Source organism: Streptomyces sp. NPDC045022 (genome assembly GCF_056432605.1).
Window position 1 is genome coordinate 1 of record NZ_JBWKIR010000049.1, and the last position, 20342, is coordinate 20342.

Sequence of the window (20342 nt, forward strand, 5' to 3'; positions counted from 1 at the left end):
GATCTGGAGACAACAGGCGAAGGCTTGAAAGACACAACATCAGGCTCCCACCAACAAGCCCGTCATACCCACTGAACTAACGAAAAGATCAGTAGGCGTCCCGGACGCTCATCGGACTGCGGCCTGTTTGATCTGGGAGGCCAGCCAGGGCTCCAGCCAGCGCACGCCTTCTGGGGTGAGATGGACGCCGTCGCTTCGCACCTGTATGCCGTCCACCTGCCAGGTGAAGGCACCGTGCGGACACAGGCGATGGCCGAGGTCGATGACTGCGACACTGCCCCGGTGCCGGGCGGCGACCTGGCGGAGCAGATGGTTCCACTGGTCGACGCGTTGCGGCTGATCTTCGGGCCACAGGCCGCCGTCGGAGCGTTCACCACGGTGGTTGTACGGCTCTGTGGCGAACACGACGCGGGCACCGTCGGAGCCGGCGATGTCGACCGCCTCGTTGAGGTGGGCGAGCAGGTATGCGTCGAAGGTGTTGTCGCCGATGTGGGTCCAGTGCCCGTTGTGCAGGCGGTCCATCGTTTCCCAGCGGCCGAACAGCATCAGGACGACATCGGGGTGGTTCTGATCCACAGTCGCACGCAGGTGGCTCGTCCACTGCTTGCACTTCCGGGAGACGTTATGAAGAGTTCCGAAGTACCGGTAAGGGCTGTCCAGAGCGAGACCACAGCCTTGCTGGGTGGCGTCGTGGACGGTGACCCCCGGGGTCGCCGGGAGATATCGCACCAGCGTCCAGGCGATGGAATCCCCGATGACCACAGTGGAGACGGGTGCGCCTGGCTTTCGGCGGTGATCCATCGAGGTGTCCGGGACCTGAGCGGTGGGGTGTTCGTGGTCCCTGGGCACCGCGACCGGAACACTGACGGGTCCTGGGGCGGAGGCAAGGCTGCCGACTGCTGCGGTCGCCACCAGCAGGCACAGGACTGTCGTCGCGAGCGCCGGCAGCGGCCGGTGGAGGAACCGTGGGCGGTGACGCTGTACGGGCAGTTCGATCACGATGAACGACACAGTGGCGACCACCAGGGTCACGGTGACCCGCACGGTGAACAGGGCGGATCCGCCCAATGCGGTCCGCTCGGCGTCGATCCAGCCGAACAGCGGCCAGTGCCAGAGGTAGACGCCGTACGATATGCGTCCCACAGCGGCCAGCGGCGGCAGAGCCAGAATCCGCGCGGTTACGGAGCCCGGCACCGTGATCACATGGGTCAGCAGCGCGGCGGTGGAGACCGAGCCCGCCAGCAGCGCTCCCGGGAAGAGCAGAGACTGTGTGCCGTCGCTGTGCGACCAAAGCCATGCAAGGGTGATCGCCCCGACCGCCGCCGCGCCGCCCAAAGCAGACCGGTGCGACTTCTCCGCCCCCAGTCTTGGTGAGCGAGCCAGCGTGATGGCGAGGGCACAACCGGTCAGGAGCGCCAGCGCCCGCGTGTCGCTGCCGAAGTACAGCCGGCTGAGATCGGCGGACCCCCGCGACCAGGCCAGGCAGAGAGCGGACGAGGCCAGCACACCGCACCCGCTGATCAACAGAAGGGTCCGGAGCACACCGCCGCGTGCCTGGCAGAGCCTGATGATCGCGACAAGGAGCAGCGGCCACAGGACGTAGAACTGCGCCTCGATCCCCAGCGACCACGTGTGCTGCAGCAACGAGGGCGTGGCCGTCTGTGCGAAGTAGTCCGTGCCCCGGAAGATCATCCGCCAGTTCGCCACGTACAGCAGTGCGGACAGGGCGTCACCCCGCAGGCCCGTCAGATCCTGGGAGGGCCCCAGATGCGGGCTGACCAGGCACACCACGACGACCATACAGACGAGGGCCGGCAGGAGCCGGCGCGCCCGGCGCGCCCAGAAGGAGCCGAGCGCTATACCACCTGTGCTGGTCCACTCCTTGAGCAGCAGGGTCGTGATCAGATATCCGCTCAGAACGAAAAAGGCATCGACCCCCAGAAACCCGCCCTTCGCCCAGGAGACACCGCCGTGGTAAGCGAGCACCGCGGCCACCGCCAGACCCCGGAGCCCGTCCAACGCAGCGATTTTTCCCGGCCGGGTATCGACTCCCGCGCTTCCCCTGACCGTTGGGGCCGTTCCTCTCCCCCGACGGCCTGAGCCGCCCGGATCGAGCCTTGTCACATCGCTTACCTCCCTGGTCATGACCGCGCGGTGGTGTACATGTCGGCGGGCGCATCCGCTGCTGCTTCTGCCTCCACGCTGCCAGCACCGTCCGCACCTCGCGCGCCGGACATGGCATACGGCACCCGCGGCTGCGGCGGAAGCCACCGCATCTGGCCCCTGCTGATCCAAAAGGTCCGAACCGACTCCGACGGCGCGGCACTGGAGCGGCCCGGGCCGCTGGCGAGTGGCCCGCGCACTTTGTCGCCTTCGATCTGTTGCTGCTGTCCGGCACCGACACCACCGCGTGGCCGTATCGGCGGCGGGCCGCGCTGGAGTCGGTGTTCGCCGCCCGGAACCTGTCGGCACCATGGACGCTGTGCCGGTCGACCACAACCCGGACATTGTGCGCGAGTGGCTGTCGTAGGCGGCCGTCGGCATGGAAGGCATCGTCTTCAAGTGGCTGGACGACGCCTACCACCCGTCGGCGAGAGGGTCAAGCCGCAGGCCCACTCGGTCAGCCGGTCGTACGCCGTCTCCGCCTCGCCTGCCGCCCGCAGCTGCTCAAGAGCGTAGGCGCGAATGCTTTCCAGCAGCACCAGCCTCCCGGCCACGCCACCGGCGGTTGCGGGCGCGCCGGAGACGGCCACAGGCTCGCGGCTGAGCAGAGACTTGTCGAAGAGCGCGGAGACCACATCCAGCACCTCCCCCTCGGGCAGGCCGGGGCCCGCGCACACGGCCGCCGCAGTTGCCAGGTCGAAGGCGGCAGGCAACACCGCCAGTCGGCGCAGTGCCGCCTGCTCCCGGCCCTCCAGCAGGCGGTAACTCCACTCGACCGTGGCCCGCAGGCTGCGCTGCCGGTCCGGGGCGGTGCGCGGGGCGGAGGTCAGCAGGGCGAAGCGGTCGGACAGGCGGTCGCGGATCTCCTCCACCGGCAACATGCGCACCCGGCGCGCCGCAAGCTCGATGGCCAGCGGCAGCCCGTCCAGCCGGATGCAGATCTCCTGCACGGTGGCGCAGTTGGACGCCGTAAGGGCGAAGCGGGGATCGCTCTCAGCGGCGCGCTCGGCGAACAGCCGCACCGCCTCCGACTGCGCGCCCGATGCCGTCGCTGCCCCGTCGTGCTCGCCGGCCACGGGCCGGGACAGGCCCTGCAGCGGGTAGAGCACCTCCCCGGGCACCGCGAGGGGCTCACGGCTGGTCACCAAGATGCGCAACCGAGGGCAGCGGGCCAGCAGGTCCACCGCCAGCCGCGCGCAGGCCGCGGCCAGGTGCTCGCAGTTGTCCAGGAGCAGCAGCACGTTGCGGTCGGCCAGCCGCGCGGGCACCGACTCGGTCAATGGGCGCCCATCGTCGTCGGCCAGGTCCAGCGCGGTCGCCACCTGGTCGACGAGATCAGTCTGCGGAGTGAGCGCGGCCAGCTCGACCAGACAAACACCGTCCAGAAAACGGGCGCGGACCTGCTCACACACCTCCAGGACCAGTCGGGTCTTGCCCGCCCCGCCCGGCCCAAGCACGGTCACCAGTTGGTGCACAGCCACGGTCTTGTCCAGATCCGCCAGTTCACGTTCCCGCCCCACGAACCGGTCCAGCCCGCCCAGAGCCCCCACTCGCCGCCCCCACGCCGTCGAACCCTCTGTTCCCGTCAGCACCCTATTCGCTGTCGACCGCTGCCGGCAGCGCGTCGCGCACGGGCGGGGTGACGGTGTCGCCGGTTGCGGCGGTCGGCGCGGCGTGGGCGGCCGTAGGGGCGAGGAGGGCAGCAAGTACGGCGGCCATGGCGGCGGTCGTGCGAGGCGCACGGGCGGGATCCTCTCGAAGATCACGAACAGGTCGGTGATCTTCGTAGCGACTGCCGCCAGTACGTGATCTGCTCGCACACACGGCCGCTGAGGTAGGGCGCTGCCTGGCGTGCCTTGTCCTGCAGCCGGGCCACCAGACGCTGCCGCTCGCCGGGAAGGAAGTGGCCGCGGCGCCGCTCGAGGGTGTCCAGCAGCTCGGTGACGGCCTCGGCAGCCTGGCGCCCCGGGCTTTGGGTACTTACCGGCCCCAAGCGAGTCGTGCGACGGCGGCGCGCGGTGCGGCTACCGGGTACCCGCTCCGCCGCAGAGCTCGCGTTGCCACCGTAGCTCGGCAACGTCGGCGTCGGGCAGGGTGAGCGCGTGGTCGAAGTCTTCGAGTGCGCTCTGCGTATGGCCGTCGGCCAAGTGGGCGAGACCGCGGTTGAGCAGGATGTCGGGGTCGTCACCGACGACGTCGAGCGCCACGGTGAGGTCCGCCACGGCCCTGCCAGGCTGTGCCCGCCGGTAGTGGACGACGGCGCGGTTGATGAGCGCGGCTGGGTAGTGGGGGTCCTTGCGCAGGACCTTGTCGAAGGCGAGCAGGGCGTCGTCGAGCGTGCCGCGTTCCAGGAGGACGGTGCCCTCCAGGCAGAGCAGCTGCACCTCGCCGGGGTGTCGGGTCAGACCGGTGTCGGTGTCCGCCTCGGCGCCGTCGAGATCACCCGCTTCCAGTAGCAACTCTGCCCGGGCGACACGCGTTTCGAGGTCGTCGGGTTCCATCTCCAGGACGCGGGTGAAGTCGTCCAGCGCACCTTCGTGATCACCGTTCTGCGCGCGCGCCGTACCCCGGTTGTAATACAGCTCCGGGAAGGGGGGCGCGAGGCGCACGGCGCGGTCGTAGTCGGCCAGGGCAGCTTCGAGGTCGTCGCGGTCACGTGCGATCCTGGCGCGTTCGGAGAGGTAGTCCGTGTAGTACGGATCGAGGTCGACGAGGCGGGAGTAATCGGCGTGGGCCTCGTCGGGGCGGCCCAGGGCGACGAGGAGGCGGGCCCGGTTGTAGAGCAGCTGGGAGCGGTGCAGGATCCAGCGGTCGTCGTCCAGTTGCCCGTCGAGGCGGCTGATGCAGGACTCCACCAGTTCCAGGGCCCTGTGCCGGTTGCCGCGGTGCATCTCGACGAGGGCGAGGCCGTTGTCGTGGAAGACGCTGTAGGTGAGGCGTTCGGCCGGATCGGGCAGGATACCGGCGATGGCGACCGCGTTGTGCTGCCACTGGACGGCCAGCTCGTGGTCCCGTGGTCGCAGGAAGCGCGTGTGCAGCATGGCGACTGCGTAGCTGGTCATCATGTGGATTTTGGGGTCGGTGAAGCGGCGCAGCAGGTCCTGGTACAGCTCCATGGACTGTTCCAGGCGGCCGATCGGAATGCAGGCGGCCGCCGCCTCCCGGGTGAACTCCCAGTAGTCGTGCTCGTGTTCGCGCGGGTCGCTCAGGCCGCGGCCGCGCAGGCCGAGATCGACGACGGCGGCGGAGAACCCCTTGGCCACCGCGTGGCGCTGCGCGGCCAGCAGGGCGGCCCGTCCCGAGCCGGACGGATCGCTGCCGTACTCCCGGTGGTGGGTGAGCGCGCTCATGCGGGCACCCCAGGTGGCGATCTCCTCCAAAGCATCGGCGCGCCGGTCGTGGAGCAACGCGACCGCCCGCGGGTCCGCCTGTTGGTAGGCGCGGACCATTGCGGGGTCGTCGTCGGTGCAGTCGCCGTCGACGTAGGCGGCCACGCGTTCGGGGTCGGTACGGTGGAGCGGGGGCCGCTCGCCGTCGCGGGCGGCCGGGAGCGTTTCCGCATCGCCGAGTGCGGCCTCCAACTCCTCGGTCAGCGTGTCGGTGTTCGCCGCGACCACGATCCGCAGGACCCGCGCGTCGGCCCGGCGCACCAGCAGTGCCAGCAGCTCCCTCGTGGTCGTCTCCGCCGCGTGGACCTCGTCGAACGCGAGCTCCAAGGGTGCGGCCGCCCCGTCCGCCGGGGTCCCATCGGTGTGGCGGCGCTGGGCGTACTCGAGTAGGAAGGTGACGATCCCCTGGTTCATGGAGCGGATCCAGCCGGCGCCGAAGAAGCGCGTCCGCTCCTCGTAGGGCGCGTCGTCGGCCAGGGTCCGCGGTGGCGGCCCGATGATCTCCGCCAGCTCGGGCATGCCGTACAGGAGGGCCACACGATGCTCGTCCACGAGGTCGGGCCAGCGCAGGTGGGCCTCAGGCAGGATCGCGCGCAGCACGGTGTCCACGCCGGTGTAGGGACCCCGCAGCCGCTGGTGGCAGCGGGCCACCAGTGCCTTGTCCGTGTGGGCCGCGACCGCACGGAGGCGGTCCTCGCGCCTCTCGCCCACGATCCGTAGATGGCGCGTCATGAGAGTTCGACCTCCAGGGACGACGACGAGTGGGTGGGCCCCAGCTTGCTGTTCCTGCGTTTCCTTCGGGACAGCACCACGAGGGCGACGATCTGGGCGATGTTCATGCACAGGGAGAGCACGGCGTCCCAGAAGGCCGGGTCCAGTTCACCGGAGCCGATCGCTCGTGCGGCGATGCTGCCGTACTGGACGGTCACCGGGACGCTGACGAGGACCGTGATGGCCGCGAGTGCGCAGTAGCCCAGCACGATGAAGGGCCCGTAGAAGGTGCCGACGCGGCGGTCCCGGGCGGTCCACTGCTCCTCGTCGACGAGACGTTCGGGGCGGTTCAGCAGGCGCCACAGGCGGTTCTTCAGCAACGTCATGGCCGCGTCGTGCAGATCGTGGCAGTTCCAGGCGGTGGCGGCGACGTAGTAGAGGTCGGTGCGCAGATAGAGCTGGAACTGCCAGAGCATCCGGACGCCCACGGTAAAGGCCAGGGCGAGGCAGAGCCGGCCCGCGAAGGAAAATGTTCCGTCCGGATGACGGGTCACATCGGCGACGAGTCCGAAAGCACCGAAAACGACCCCGTCGCACACGATCCCGGCGAGAAACGGAAGATAGCGTTTCGCCCGGGGAACGCTCAGGAGCCCGTTGATCTGGGTTTCGGCGACGATGTATGTCAGACGATTGCTCATACTCAGCCGCGTGGGCAGACCGAGCCGGCGTCCGGCGAGTATGTGGAAACCCTCGTGGGCGAGGAGAAGCGGCACCTGTCCGAGGGTGATCACGAGCTGGACCACCAGCAGCGAGTGCACGAAGAAGATCTGTGAGGGATCGGGGGCCAGGTCCGTGTGGACGGCCGCGGCCCACGCCCATCCCGCGACGACGGCGGCGTACAGGCACAAGGCCACCGGGGAGAACACGGCGCGTCCTAGCCCGCGCAGGCGTACGGGGGCTGACGCGGTGGTGGTCTGCCGGCCGCCGTCCTCGCGCACGAAACCCAGGTCCTGCAAGGTCTCGATGAAGTCGTCGAGGTCCACCTCTTCGTCGAAGGTGGTCTCGTACCAGTCCGCGGCGGCGGTCAGCGGCATTCCCTCCGTCAGCTGTTTCAGCAGTTCCGCCCCGTCGGCCGGGAAGACCGCGTAGGACCCGGTGTCCAAACGGCCGACCACGACGTCGTCGCCTTCGCGTACGAAGCTCAATTCGTGGAACAGAAGACCGTCAGCGGTCACACGTCCTCCTCAGGACCCGGGGCCCGGGCGTGCTCGGGTGCACCGGCCGGCGGCACACCCGAGCACGACCTGGTACTGCTGGCAGACGAACCCTTACGCCTGGACGGAGTACGGGCACTGACAGGCGGCAGACGTCAGACGCACATCGCCGGTGCGACGCACCGCAATCTTCTTGGTGCCGGCCTTCTTGCTCATGGCGACGGTCGACTTCATGGCGGGTCCCTTCTCAGCGGGATGTGCAACCGACCGGCGGTCGGCGGCAACAAAGCTGGGTCAGGCGCACTCCGGAGTCAAGGCTCCTTTCCCGCCACGGGGCATGAGAAAATCTACTCATGCCCGAAATTCGCTGGGAAAGCGTTTTCCGCGTTGTAAGACGGAAGGAAAATTTCTGTCTCCCTCTGGAATCCGTCGCGGGCGCGCCGCGGACATCGTTGCCAGAGGCTGCGGGAACGCTGTTCTCGCACTTCCAGCCGCTACGACCGGTGCTACGGAAACCGGATGACGCCAGGCGGCGGAGCAGAAGTGGAACTCCCAGCACCGCATTCCGTTTCCCGCGAAATATCGCCGCAATACTTCGGGGCCCAGCCAAGGGGAGGCAAAAAGGCGGGTCGCGTGGTGACGGCGATTTGGGAGGGTGCTCTGTGCCGTCCCGGGCGTGGACAGGCCGGCGGCCGATTTGCCGAAAATTGAACCGCACGCCAGGACGGTGATCCTCCTACCTCCACTTCCCGGCCGGCCCGCCGCGCCCGACGTCTGCTCCGGACGCCTGGCGTCGGCCTGCACACCGGATCGGGACGACGCCCCCGCCGACCCGCGTGGTGCGCATCCCGGCGCGCCGCACCCGCGGCCGGGATGCGCACCTGCGTCCGCCGGCCGAACGTGCCCTGCGGCACGGGGAGGACGGCGGTCAGCCGCGAGGGTCAGGCATCCTGGGCGGCGGCCGGACCCGATCGGCGCGCGGAAGGCACCCACCTGCCGGAGGCCTCCGGGTTAACTCGGCGCCACCACGACGTAGCGGGACTGGCCACTCACGTCCCCTCCCGCTGCCGCCGGAGCCCGAAAGCCATAGCTGGCTTCGCAGCCGGAACGACGCGCACGGGCGCCTCCTTCCGGCGCGGGCAGCGGCATCCGTGTCTCGAAAGCGCCGTTGAGCCCTCACGGCGCGCCGCTCACCGGCGAGAACGCGCCAGCCTCCTCGGCTACGCCTGGTTTCCCCTACGGCGGGGGCCGCGCCTTCTCTGCACTGACCGAGCGACCGCTTCGACTGCGGCAGACCTTCGGTGTCGCCGTGAGCTGCACTCGCGCTTCGTCAAGAAGGGCAGCACGTGCGCGGGGGGGGGCCTGCCGGGCCCGGAGACCAGCGGCCCTCTTGCAGGACCGCGAAGAACATAACGGGGGCGGCAGTGCACCGGCACCTCGGAAAGATCGACAACTGCCAGATCGGGGTGTTCGCCGCCTTTTGCCATCGGCCCTGGACGGGCCCTGGTCGACCGGGAGTTGACTCTTCCCAAGGCGTGGACCTCGGGCCGTGAACGGTGCCGGGCGACGAGGATTCCCGACGGCGGACCTTCGCGACGAAGGGTGAACTCGCCAAGGTGAGGGTTACACCCGGACCCCGGCCGCGGGCCTGCCGGTCGTGGGTGAGCACGAACGAGGCCTACGGCCAAGAGATGAGTTGTTCTTCCTGCGCGCTGCAGGGCCGAGGCCGCGCACAGCCGGGTCTGTGGTGACGGTGGTCATCGCCCTTCCCCTGCTGATGGTGCAACAACAGGCCGGCGGCGTCCGTGCGGCGCTGCTGATCGGCATGTCGACCGATACGGCACAGCTGGTGTGCACGGTGCTGATGGGCTGTCTCGCGTGCTTCGGTACGGTGGCTGACATGGGCGGCACCAGTTTCATACAGGGCGTCAAGGGGGTGACCTCGCCCGCGGCCGGGCCGCACGCCCGTCGGCAGTGGCGGCCCATGGAGGCACCGCGGCTGCACCGAGCCCGCAGTCGTTCACCCCAGATACTGGGCGGGATGTCGTCAGGGCGTATCGCCGGAGTAGTAGAAGCGGCAGCTCATACCCGGCCCCGGCGTACGTGGTTCACCGGGGCGCGGGTCGTACAGCGACCGCCCACCAGGGAACTGTCCGAGCTCCGTGGACAGGGCCGCGCCGTCGTCGACTTCCTCCGGCCGCCAGCCCGTGATGTCCAGCAGCAACCCGTCCAACGGCCCACCTATGAGCGCGGCGTACGTCCGGTGCGGCAGCGGGCCGGGGTCGGGGTCGTCGTGGTCACGGCCGTAGACCCGGCCGCGCAGCAGCTGCTCATCTCCGTTCATGCCGATCAGCCTCCCAGACACCACCGACAACGCGGCCCGGGGCGGTGGCGGGCGCGGCCCTGATGCAGGCCGGGCCCGCGGACGCCGCCGCCCCGGGGCCGCCCGGCCACCGACGGCGTCGGAGCAGGCCGCGGATGTTCTTCGTCTCCGCTTCGGCCGTCTGGCAGGCAGCGGCCTCTTCCGCGTGGCACTGGGCGACGCCTTCAGCTTCGACGCGGTCGGCGGCTGCCCGCGCGCACGGACCGCACAGGTCGTCCCACTCACCGGGCCTCGAGTGTCGCTGCACCTGCTGCCCGCGTTCGTCGGTAACTTGCTGCCGCGGCGGGAGTGCACCAGGCGCTGCGCCTCTCGCTCCGCGGTCCGCGCGACGGTGTGCCTCGCCGTCTGCCACTCCCCCGCCCGAACCTGCGCCACACCGCGCCGGCGGCCTTGGCCGGGTCGGCTGTGTTCCGCTCCGGCTCGGTGACGACACGGGCACCGCTTGGTGGTAGTTGACGGGCGTGGTGCCCGCGGCCGCGCCGTGGTATCGGATACCGGTGAAGTAGGGGCGGGCAGTCTGCTCCAGGCGCCGCGCCCGGCTGTGGTGCGGGGGCCGGGCTCACGGGCGTACCCCGGTTGCCGGGCCGGGGGGCAGGGCGTTGGTGGGCCAGGGCGTTGGTGGGCCAGGGCGTTGGTGGGCCAGGGCGTTGGTGGGCCAGGGCGTTGGTGCTGGTGCTGCTGGCTGCCCGGGTCGGTGGTCGGGGCCTGCTGCGCCTGATCCGGCTGGTCTTCGACCATGCGGCTGCGGGCGTTGGGCGCCCGGGTGCGGGCGCCGAGGCGGGCGAAATTCTGCGGCGAGGTCTCCCACGTCCCGCAGTGCGTCATGCCGCTCTCCAGTGGTCCCCCGGCATCGCTGCCTGCTGATGGACGTGGACGGCGGCGGCCTGCTGCGCCGGGGTGAGGGCGGCGTCCGGCTCAGGGGCGACGGCACGCGGGCCTGCCGCAGGCGAGCACGGTGCCCGAAGCGGTCGCTGCCTGAGCTTCGTCCCGCACGGTGGCAGGCGCGGCGCGGGCGGCACGGACCGCGTTCTGCGGGGCCAGGCCGGCGGCCCGGGCCCGCTCGTACTGGGCTGAGGCGCGGGCGGCTTGCCGTCGGTGCCGGCGATCCACCAGCGGGCGGGCCAAGGGAAGTCGGCGGTGTAGGTGATCAGGTCCGGCGCCGCGTCAAGGAGCGCACACCCACGTACCGCTCCCCCGGTCACCGGCCACCGGCCACCGGCCACCGACGCAACTCCCTGCACCACGTCATCGGCTCCTTTCCCCCAGACAGAGACCCACCGCCCCCGGCACCCGCCCGGGGCGTCGTGCTTCCTAAAGGACCGACGTGCCGACCTACCTACCAGGCACTGCCCCGCCTCACCGCCGACCTTCTCCGCGTCACCAACCGAACCACGCCGCCGCTTCTGCCAGGCCGTCACCGCCTGCGCCGACGGCCCTGCCACCGGGACCTTTCGCGCCGGCTTCCGTAAAGCGTGCTTGTACGCGCATTCCAGGACGGACATGCGCGGAAACCCGCGCGTCAATCGTGCCTATGAAGCCGTAGGGCGTGCGGGTCGGGCCGGTGGCGGTGAGCTTCTAGTCGTCGTGGAGTTCGGCCCTGACCCGCCGGGAGGGACGGAAGGTGTAGAGGTCCAGGACATCGGGCGGGTCGATGATGCCGGGACCGCCCTGCTCCACCCATGTGGTGATGTCAGTGATGGCTTCGGCATCGTTCACCAGGCCGAGCCAGACCGGACGGCCGCCGTTCTCGCGGCCGTCGGCGGAGGGCTGGACGACGATGACGTTGGCGTGTTCGCAGGCGTCCAGGCAGTCGGTGACCCGTACGGCTGCGGCTCCGTCGAGTGCTTCACGAAGCCGGCGGAGCTGGGCTGCGTGGTCAAGGCCCGGGATCTTGGGGGTACCGCAGCAACACCCGCGGCAGACGGTGACGGTGGGCTGTATCGCCCCGCGGGTGGGGGCGGTACGGCGGCTGCGTTTGCTCACGCGGTGTCCTTTGCGGGGCGCGGCCAGGCGGTCTCGCGCAGCAGGCGCAGGCCGTTGAGACCGACGATGACGGTGGAGCCTTCATGGCCTGCTACACCGAGGGGCAGGGGCAGAGTTCCGGCCAAGTCCCAGATCACCAGGCCGGTGATGAACACCGCGGCGATGGCGAGGTTCTGGATCACGAGGCGGCGCGCGGTGCGCGAGAGCTGCACGACGGACGGGATGGTGGCGAGTTCGTCGCGGACGACGACGGCGTCGGCGGTCTCCAAGGCGAGGTCGGATCCGGCCCGTCCCATGGCGATGCCGGTGTGGGCGGCAGCCAGGGCGGGGGCGTCGTTGACGCCGTCGCCGACCACCAGCACCTTCCGGCCGGCCTGCTCCATCTCCTGCACCGCGTGCACCTTGTCCTGCGGGAGGAGACCGGCGCGGACGTCGGTGATACCGGCCTCGGCGGCGAGCCGCGCCGCCGCGCGTGGGTTGTCGCCGGTGACCAGCACCGGGGCGGTGCCGGTCAGCTCGCCCAGCGCGGAGACCGCGGCACCGGCCTCCTCGCGCAGCCGGTCGGCGATGCCCAGCACGCCCACCGGCGTGCCGTGGAGAATGACCAGCACCGCGGTTCGGCCCTCCTGTTCCAGGCTCGCGGCCGCCGTGGCGGATGGGTGACTGACAGGGTTGGTGACGAGGCGGGCCGGGCTGCCGACCGCCACAGTGCGGCCGTCCACCGTCGCGCTCACCCCGGTGCCGGGAGTGGAAACGAAGTCCTCCACCGGTGGGATGATCAGGTTGCGGGTACGGGCGGCGTCCACGACCGCGCGGGCCAGCGGGTGCTCGCTGGGGTGCTCGGCCGCCGCCGCCAGGCGCAGCAGCTCGTCCTCGGTCAGGTGGGAGGCGGCCGTCGGGCGGATGTCGGTCACGCGCGGGGTGCCCTCGGTCAGCGTGCCGGTCTTGTCCAGGGCGACCGCGTCGACCTGCCCGAGGCGCTCCATGACCACGGCCGACTTGACCAGGACACCATGGCGTCCGGCGTTGGCGATGGCGGACAGCAGGGGCGGCATGGTGGAGAGCACCACCGCGCACGGCGAGGCGACGATCATGAACGTCATCGCGCGCAGCAGTGCCGACTGCAGGTCGTCGCCGAAGGCGAGGGGGACGGCGAAGACGGCGAGGGTCGCGAGGACCATGCCGATCGAATAGCGCTGCTCGACCTTCTCGATGAACAACTGGGTGGGAGCCTTGGTCTCCGAGGCTTCCTCGACCATCTTCACGATCCGGGCGATCACCGAGTCCGACGGGTCGCTCTGCACGCGCACCCGCAGGGAGCCGGTGCCGTTGACGGTGCCGGCGAACACCTCGTCCCCCGCCTGCTTGGCCACCGGCAGTGGCTCGCCGGTGATGGTGGCCTGATCGACCTCGCTGGCCCCGGCGAGTACGTGGCCGTCGGCGCCTACCCGCTCACCGGGGCGAACCAAAACGGTGTCCCCGACCGCAAGACGCTCGGTGGCGACGGTTTCCTCGGTGCCATCCGGCAGCAGTCGGGTGGCGGTCGTGGGCGCGAGGTCAAGCAGGCCGCGCACGGAGTCCGCGGTCCGTGCGGTGGCGACCGCTTCCAGGGCGCCGGAGGTGGCGAAGATGATGATCAGCAGTGCGCCGTCGAGGATCTGCCCGATCGCGGCGGCGCCGAGCGCCGCGGCGACCATCAGCAGGTCCACGTCCAGCGTCTTGTCCCTCAGGGCTTTCAGGCCCTCCCAACCCGGCTCCCAGCCGCCGATGACGTACGTCGCGGCGAACAACGTCCCCCACAGCCACGCCGGACCGCCGAGCAGGTGGACGGGCAGGGCGAGGAGGAACAGCACGAGCGCCGCGAGCGCCCAGCGCGCTTCCGGCAGCGCCAGCACACGGGTACGGCGCCGTGGCTGGACGGGCCGGAGACCGCCGGCGGGCGGCGCAGGCCTCTGGGCCAGGGCTGAAGACTGGGCCAGGGCTGAAGACATGGCAAAGCAACCCTTCGCGGGCGGATGGGGCAACGCCTCCACCGTACAGGAACATATGAACAGGTCTTCAAGTGTCATCGGTATGCTGGCCGCATGGGCCATGGACGCGTCACCAGCAGCAGTGCCACCACCCGCGAGCGTCTCGACGCGGTCGGCACCGCCGACGTCGCCGCCACCCTCCAGGCCCTGGCCACCCCATCGCGGCTGTACATCCTGGCCCGGCTCCAGGAGGGCCCCTGCGCGGTCGGCGAACTCGCCGATGCCGTTGGCATGGAAGCCTCCGCCTGCTCCCACCAGCTGCGGCTGCTGCGCAATCTCGGCCTGGTCACCGGCGAACGACAGGGGCGCTCGATCGTCTATTCCCTCTACGACAGCCACGTCGCGGAACTCCTCGACCAGGCCCTGTACCACGTCGAGCATCTGCGCCTGGGCGTTCAGGATCTTCCGGCGGAACTGCCCGAGCCGGTCTCCGCGGACTGAGATCCGGGATGAGCGAACGGCGCCTGCCTCGTGACGGCGCGCCACATCTCCTTCTGCCGCCCCGGCCGCGTGTGCCTCAGGGGCGGTGTCGACCTCGGCGTCGCACAGGATCGCCTTACGAGAGCGCGTTGGTCACGTCACGGCTGCTGCTTCATACGGGCGGCCGAGGCTTGCAGAGTGTCCGCGCCGGAGCTGACGTGTCGCTGGGTCTCCTGGGGGCCGTGCCAGTCCAGGCACATCACGGTGGCATCGTCTTCGAGGTGGCCGCCGGCGACGTCCAGGATTGCGGACGTCAGTGCCAGCGCGGCCTCTCGCGGGTGGAGGTCCCGGGTGCGCTCCAGCAGGGCGGGCAGGTCGACCTTCTCCCCGTGGTGTTCGAGCATGCCGTCGGTCAGCATGAGCAGACGGTCGTGGGGGCGCAGATCGATGTCCTGAACGCGGTAGGGGTGGGGCACGCGCACGGGGAGCCCGAAGGGATGGTCCACGTCGCAGGTGATCGTCTCCGCAATCCCCCCGCGCATGCGCAGTGGCCAAGGGTGACCGGCGTTGACGAGCTGGGCCCGCCCGGTGTGGAGGTTGATACGCAGCAGCTGCCCGGTGGCGTGACCGTGGCCGTGGTCGGCCAGAGCCTGGTCGGCCAGGTGGGCTTGCTCGGCCAGGCCGGCTCCTGCCCGGCGGGCGCCGCGCAGAGCGCTCACCAGAACCGTGGCGGCCAGCGCGGCGCCGATGTCGTGGCCCATCGGATCGGTCACCGACAGGTGAAGGGTGTCGCGGTCCAGGGTGTAGTCGAAGGTGTCACCGCTGAGGTCTTCGGAGGGCTCCAGACTCCCGCACAGGGTGAATTGGGCAGCCTCGCACGTCAGTGACGGGGGCAGCAGCTGGTACTGGATCTCGGCCGCCAAGGTGGGAGGCCTGGAGCGTTTGCCCCAGTTGTAGAGATCGGTAAAGCGCCCGTTGGCGATCACGATGTAGGCCAGGACGTGGGCAGCTTCCCCGATCTCGTCAAGGACGTCCTCGCCGGGGGCAGCCGGCAGGAGAAGTTCCAGCAGCCCGATCGCGTCCCCCCGATTGGTGACCGGCACGATCACCCGCTGTCCCTGGTCGGCCGCCTCCTGGTACAGCCGCTGGGTTCGGATCACCTTTTCGTAGACGCTGCCGAACATCGGGATCCGCTCCGCTTCCCGCCCCCCTTCCGCGGCGCCGGCAATGGACAGCCGTGCCACCGCTTTCCCAGTCAGGTCCACGATGAGGAAAAAGACATTTCGGGCCCGGAATCGCCGCCGCAGGTCCTCCGCGACGACGTCAACGGCTTCCACCGGCGCTGCCTTCTCCGCTGCCGTCAGCAGCCGAGGGAGTTCACTCCGCCCACCACTCACGATCACGATCCCTTCCGCCGGCCCCGACACCAGCTTGAGTACCGCCACGGTGAGCGTCAATCCATGCCCGTCACGGTAAGTGAAGACGGTCGAGATGAGTCGGTCACGGAGCCCGCCCAGGAGCAGCCCTCACAGCTGCTCCGGCACGAATATCCACGAGGGCCCGGCCGGCCGTATCCGCCCGCTGCCGCGGCAGCCAGAGCCGAGACTGTCACCGGCCCGGTCCTTTCGACGGGCCTACGTCTCGTGAGACACGGCAAGGTCCGGAGAACGACAAGTCGGCGTCGACAGCGCCCGCGACGTATCCGGCCGGTGGAGGCATTCCGCACCCCGGCACCCGCGCACCGGCACTGCACCCACCCCGGCCTCTCCCCCCGCCGACGTTCCCCGCCTCCTGCCCGTCCCTAGGCGCAACCTCTGTCAGACGACCCTCACGCCGCCCGAGCGGCTCCCCGCGTGCGGGCCAGCTGCCGCAGCTCGGTGCGCGCCACCGGCACCGAGCAGGCGGTGTTCCAGTACGGGTGCCACCACAGCCGTACGGACAGGCGCAGCAGGCGGCGGCGCAGAGCGGTGGTGTCCCGGTGGCGGGGCGCGGCAAGCGCGTCGTAGGTGGCGTTCCAGGCGGCTTGCGTCTGCACCAGATCGTCGGGGAAGTCGGTGGCGTCCATACCGGTATTAGATCGCTTGTTCGAATTTGCTGTCACCTTGGGCACGCCGCCGCCTGTACGGCCAGCCGTGGGGAGCTGCGCGTGGTGCGGGCGGCAACGGGTCGGGGGGCGTTGTCGCCCAGACGGTGACGGGGGGCGTGTCGCCCGGACGGTGATGGCTCGGGCGGTGCTCCGCGGCGGGGCTCGGCGGTGATATTCCCCCGCGTACGCGATCGACTCACTCGCCCCTCGCCGGTTACCGGACAGCTCTTCGGACGGCGTCTCGGTGAAGCGAAGACCCGGTCGAGTCCGCCGACGATGTCGCACTCGGGCGGAACGCAATGTCGCGCTTCCGCCAGCGCGGCTGATCCCGCTCACGGGAGAGTCAGCGGTGGCTCGTGTTCCTGCACCCGGGCCTGTCAGACCAGGCACTCTGCGAAAGGCACAGCACATGCATGTCGTCCCCGGGCTGAAGGTCCTGTACTTCGGAACTCCGGTGGTGCTGATCAGCTCAGTCAACGAAGACGGCACAGCCAACCTTGCGCCGATGTCCTCCGCGTGGTGGCTGGGCCAGTCCTGCATGCTCGGTCTGGGCAACAGCGCCCAGACCACCGCGAATTTGCTGCGGGAAGGCGAATGCGTACTCAACTTGCCTTCATCCGCGATGGTCGATGCCGTTGACCGGATCGCACTCACCACCGGGAAGCGGGACGTGCCGGACCGCAAGGCGCAGCAGGGATACCGATACGAGCCCGACAAGTTCTCGGCCGGACAACTGACCGAACAGCCGTCGGACCTCGTCCGAGCGCCTCGAGTCGCGCAATGTCCGATCCAGCTGGAGTGCCGGGTTCTTTCGGCCCATCCCTTCGGCAGTCCGACCGAGTTCGCCACCGCCTTCGAAGTCGAGGTCATTCGCGCCCACGTCGAGGAGAAGTTGGTCATCCCGGGAACGCAGCACGTGGACCCGCTCGGCTGGGACCCGTTGATCATGAAGTTCTGCGAGTTCTTCGGCGGCGGGCACAATGTTCATCCGTCGAGGCTCGCGGAAGGCTGGAGCATGCCGCACCAGCGTCGGTCGACAGCCGTCTGAGCCGACACCCGCAGCCGGCCCACGACCGACAGCAGCACCCACCCTCCGGCGTTGAACTCCCGGCCCCCCGGGGAGCACGTCTGGTGCAGGCCGGCGCTGCCCTTCTCGTCCGCGCCCCGCAGAACACCCGCGCCCCGCAGTCCGGCCGCGCCCCCGTGCCAGCCCGGTCGGCGCTGGACGCTGAACGGCTGACGGGGACGATCAGACTCTGGGACACCACTATGTGCGGTGCAGGCGGCCTGAGGCCTTGCGGTTCTGGAGCGGCGACGCGGGCAAGCACCAATTACTGATGAGGCCCTCACCTGCGGCAGGATGGGCGCCATGACTGAGATCCACACCCCCCGCCTCCTCCTCCGCCGCTGGCATGACGACGACCTGGCGGCAATGGCGGAGATCAACGCGGACCCGCGGGTCATGCACTGGATCGACGACGGCTCGGTGCACGACCTGGACCACACGGCGCAGGCCATCGAGAGGTGGGAGGAAGAGTGGGACGAGGAGGGCTTCGGGCTCTTCGCCGTCGAGCTGCTGGCCTCGGGTGAACTGGCCGGCTTCACGGGTCTGTCCGTGCCCGAGTTCCTGCCGGAGGTACTGCCCGCCGTGGCGATCAGCTGGCGGCTCGGCTCACAGTTCTGGGGCCAGGGATACGCGTCCGAAGCCGCCCAAGCGGTCCTGGAGTTCGCCCTCCAGGACCGTGGCCTCGACCGCGTCATCAGCATCAACCGAGTGGATAACGACGCCTCCGAGAACGTCATCCGCAAGCTCGGCATGGTGCCGGAACGCGAGACGACACACCCGGTGTACGGCTATCCGCTGCGCGTTCACACCATCGACCTGACCGAGTTCGAGGCGTAGACGGGCCGAGCCGTCGGATCGCCACGAGATCGCCGGCGACTGTCCGTACATCCCGTGACCGCATTGATCGCCACGAGGTGGGACGCCTCGGGCGAAGGTCCACGCCCGGGGAGGCCAGGACCGGGTACTGCACGCCGTCTCCTCGGTCCCATCGACAGTCATGTCCCACATGGGCGCGATCAGGCACCCGAACGGCCTCCGGCCCGCCGGCGGCACGTGCGACGTGACCTTCCCGCGGGACAGAATTGAGCACTGCACGCGTGCGGACGTCATCCCCCGGCCGCGCACGCAGCGGCATGGACCCGGGCCACGCCCGGCTGCCTGGCCCACGCTGCCGACCGCAAGGCATGCGCGCCAGGCCCCGGCGGGGATCCAGCGGGCCTCCGTTGCTGCGGCTGCTGACCGCTGAGACCGCGATCAGCCCGCGGGTGGCCGCGACGGTGTGAGTCGGCTCCACCCGGTCGGTTTGAAGCGGCCCCAGTTTGCGCCGGACCGAGCGCGAGACAGCCCATCGGCTGGTCGCCTCCCAACCGTCCCACTTTGTCTCCCGCGGTCGGGGCGGGTCTTCTCCCAGCCGGTGCCGCCCGCGAACCTGGGTGACCTGGGCGCGCGGTCCAGTGACAGGCCCGTGTGTTGAGCATCCGGGTCCTGTGCTCGGTGGTCTTCGCCGCCAAGGGCTGGGGTGCGTCCTCAGGCGTGCGTTCCAAGGGACACGTTTGTTCGGCGGCGAACGGTAAAGACGATGAGCTGACACAGCCTTTACACGACGGGACGGAGATGCACTATGGGCATCATCGCGTGGATCATCATCGGCCTGCTCGCCGGCGCGATCGCCAAGGCCATCATGCCGGGCAAGGACCCGGGCGGCCTCATCATCACCATGCTCATCGGCATCGCCGGCGGCCTGCTCGGCGGCTGGCTCGGCAAGGTGATCTTCGGCGTCGACTCTGTCGACGGATTCTTCGAACTCTCCACCTGGATCGCCGCGATCGTCGGCTCCCTCATCCTGCTCGCTCTCTACCGCATCGTCGTCGGCAACCGACACTCGCACCGTCACGCGTGACCCGCTGAACGCCCTACGCGTCCGGCTAACTCCGAACGGCTCCCACCTGGTTTCGCAGGTCGGGAGCCGTCGGCGTGTACGGACGGGGGCGCTGAGAGCACCAGTTCAAGCGCGGTGAAGCACCGTCGGCCAGATGGACGCCATCCGCCACGCCGGTTACCCGACCACAGCCACGCTCCGCGCTGCACGGCGCGTCCCGTCCCAGGCAGTTGCTCACGTCCACGGCCGGGACGAGCCGGCTGTCGGCCGCTGTGGGCTGAGACAGCGCGGCCGGCGTCCGCAATGGCCGCCCGGCATCGATCCGGCCGTGGTGGAGAGCGCCGTACAGCGCACCGATCGTGTCCGGCGCACCGTTCGAGGGACATCCCAGCAGGTCAGAACCGTCCACGACGCGGCTTCATTCGCTGTCTCCTCGCACGACCGCAGCGTAACGTCCGCCCAACTTGCCGCGCAGGATCATGAGTTGATGTGCGGCCAAGGCCGCTACATGTGATGAGGGGGGTATCAGCGCGGTCGTTTCCCACCAGTCGTCATCGGGTGGAGTGTCGCCCAGCCCCGCCCGGACCAAGGTGTCGATTTCCGCCAGATGCTGCGCGAAAGCCTGCGCCCACTCCTGCTCGTCCGGCCGGAGGAAGGGCGAGCGCCGCAGAAGGAGGAGGTTGACCTGCGCCAGCCTGCTTGCCCCGGTCTCGGCAGGGGGATCCCGGTGAGAGAGGGACGTACGCTGGGCTTCCTCAAGCGCGGACAGTGCCTCCCACACCTCCCCCAGAGCCTCCACCCGCTTGGCGTGGAAGCTCGCCCGTGCTTCGCGAGCCTGGGCTCGCTGCCATTGCCACAGTCCAGCTCCCGTGGCCAACCCGGTGCCGATGAAGGTGAGAACGCCTACAGCGACCGTGTCGGAGAGCATGGTGTGAGGCTACTGAAGACACGAGCCGGGCTGAACCAGGTAGACCGAACCCTCCGCCGCCCCTGGCACCAGCCACTGCCATGCCCGGCT

General features: G+C 69.9%; 16 protein-coding genes and 1 pseudogene. 5 read left to right on the forward strand and 12 right to left on the reverse strand.

Annotated features, from left to right (window positions below):
• Nucleotides 1-108 precede the first annotated feature (108 nt).
• The 6 genes from AC07C1_RS39440 to AC07C1_RS39465 form a co-directional block, all read right to left on the reverse strand.
• A complete protein-coding gene (locus AC07C1_RS39440) occupies nt 109-2019 on the reverse strand; it encodes an acyltransferase family protein (protein WP_478946946.1) in 1911 nt (636 codons plus the stop codon).
• Nucleotides 2020-2558: 539 nt separating this feature from the next.
• Complete coding sequence (locus AC07C1_RS39445; RefSeq protein WP_478946947.1) at nt 2559-3713, reverse strand: ATP-binding protein; 1155 nt, start codon at nt 3711-3713, stop codon at nt 2559-2561.
• A gap of 43 nt (nt 3714-3756) precedes the next feature.
• Nucleotides 3757-3882 (reverse strand): hypothetical protein, encoded by a 126-nt coding sequence (locus tag AC07C1_RS39450; protein ID WP_478946948.1) that lies wholly within the window; start codon nt 3880-3882, stop codon nt 3757-3759.
• Between the two features lie 43 nt (nt 3883-3925).
• Nucleotides 3926-4156, reverse strand: a complete 231-nt coding sequence (locus AC07C1_RS39455) for a hypothetical protein (RefSeq protein WP_478946949.1) — start codon at nt 4154-4156, stop codon at nt 3926-3928.
• A 31-nt stretch (nt 4157-4187) separates the two neighbouring features.
• A complete protein-coding gene (locus tag AC07C1_RS39460) occupies nt 4188-6284 on the reverse strand; it encodes a tetratricopeptide repeat protein (RefSeq protein WP_478946950.1) in 2097 nt (698 codons plus the stop codon).
• On the reverse strand, nt 6281-7498 hold the full coding sequence (locus tag AC07C1_RS39465; RefSeq protein ID WP_478946951.1) for a hypothetical protein: 1218 nt from the start codon (nt 7496-7498) through the stop codon (nt 6281-6283). Before AC07C1_RS39465 ends, AC07C1_RS39460 begins: the two co-directional genes overlap by 4 nt.
• 1395 nt (nt 7499-8893) lie before the next feature.
• On the opposite strand from AC07C1_RS39465, the pseudogene AC07C1_RS39470 reads away from it, so the two are divergent.
• A pseudogene (locus AC07C1_RS39470) lies at nt 8894-9168 on the forward strand (transposase); the annotation flags it as partial.
• Nucleotides 9169-9524: 356 nt separating this feature from the next.
• Here AC07C1_RS39470 and AC07C1_RS39475 read toward each other — a convergent pair.
• The 3 genes from AC07C1_RS39475 to AC07C1_RS39485 all read right to left on the reverse strand — a co-directional run bounded on the left by AC07C1_RS39475 (nt 9525) and on the right by AC07C1_RS39485 (nt 13834).
• Nucleotides 9525-9821, reverse strand: coding sequence for a hypothetical protein (locus AC07C1_RS39475; protein WP_478946952.1), 297 nt, complete (start codon nt 9819-9821; stop codon nt 9525-9527).
• Nucleotides 9822-11435: 1614 nt separating this feature from the next.
• Nucleotides 11436-11843 carry a (2Fe-2S) ferredoxin domain-containing protein gene (locus AC07C1_RS39480; protein ID WP_478946953.1) on the reverse strand — a complete coding sequence of 136 codons (408 nt, stop codon included), beginning with the start codon at nt 11841-11843 and terminating at the stop codon, nt 11436-11438.
• Complete coding sequence (locus AC07C1_RS39485) at nt 11840-13834, reverse strand: heavy metal translocating P-type ATPase (protein ID WP_478946954.1); 1995 nt, start codon at nt 13832-13834, stop codon at nt 11840-11842. Before AC07C1_RS39485 ends, AC07C1_RS39480 begins: the two co-directional genes overlap by 4 nt.
• 93 nt (nt 13835-13927) lie before the next feature.
• On the opposite strand from AC07C1_RS39485, the gene AC07C1_RS39490 reads away from it, so the two are divergent.
• Entirely contained in the window at nt 13928-14314 is a 387-nt protein-coding gene (locus tag AC07C1_RS39490) for an ArsR/SmtB family transcription factor (protein WP_478946955.1), read from the forward strand.
• 137 nt (nt 14315-14451) lie between these two features.
• On the opposite strand, the gene AC07C1_RS39495 is transcribed toward AC07C1_RS39490, so the two are convergent.
• The gene (locus AC07C1_RS39495) at nt 14452-15630 is read right to left on the reverse strand and encodes a PP2C family protein-serine/threonine phosphatase (RefSeq protein ID WP_478946975.1); all 1179 of its coding nucleotides are present in this window, start codon (nt 15628-15630) and stop codon (nt 14452-14454) included.
• Nucleotides 15631-16121: 491 nt separating this feature from the next.
• Nucleotides 16122-16358 (reverse strand): hypothetical protein, encoded by a 237-nt coding sequence (locus tag AC07C1_RS39500; protein WP_478946956.1) that lies wholly within the window; start codon nt 16356-16358, stop codon nt 16122-16124.
• Between the two features lie 430 nt (nt 16359-16788).
• Here AC07C1_RS39500 and AC07C1_RS39505 point away from each other — a divergent pair, with 430 nt between their 5' ends.
• The 3 genes from AC07C1_RS39505 (at nt 16789) to AC07C1_RS39515 (ending at nt 19345) form a co-directional block, all read left to right on the forward strand.
• A complete protein-coding gene (locus AC07C1_RS39505; RefSeq protein ID WP_478946957.1) occupies nt 16789-17427 on the forward strand; it encodes a flavin reductase family protein in 639 nt (212 codons plus the stop codon).
• 321 nt (nt 17428-17748) lie between these two features.
• On the forward strand, nt 17749-18282 hold the full coding sequence (locus tag AC07C1_RS39510) for a GNAT family N-acetyltransferase (RefSeq protein ID WP_478946958.1): 534 nt from the start codon (nt 17749-17751) through the stop codon (nt 18280-18282).
• 784 nt (nt 18283-19066) lie between these two features.
• The gene (locus tag AC07C1_RS39515) at nt 19067-19345 is read left to right on the forward strand and encodes a GlsB/YeaQ/YmgE family stress response membrane protein (protein ID WP_478946959.1); all 279 of its coding nucleotides are present in this window, start codon (nt 19067-19069) and stop codon (nt 19343-19345) included.
• A 397-nt stretch (nt 19346-19742) separates the two neighbouring features.
• Here AC07C1_RS39515 and AC07C1_RS39520 read toward each other — a convergent pair whose 3' ends face one another.
• Nucleotides 19743-20252: a hypothetical protein gene (locus AC07C1_RS39520; protein WP_478946960.1), complete on the reverse strand. Its 510-nt coding sequence runs from the start codon at nt 20250-20252 to the stop codon at nt 19743-19745.
• Between the last annotated feature and the right edge of the window lie 90 nt (nt 20253-20342).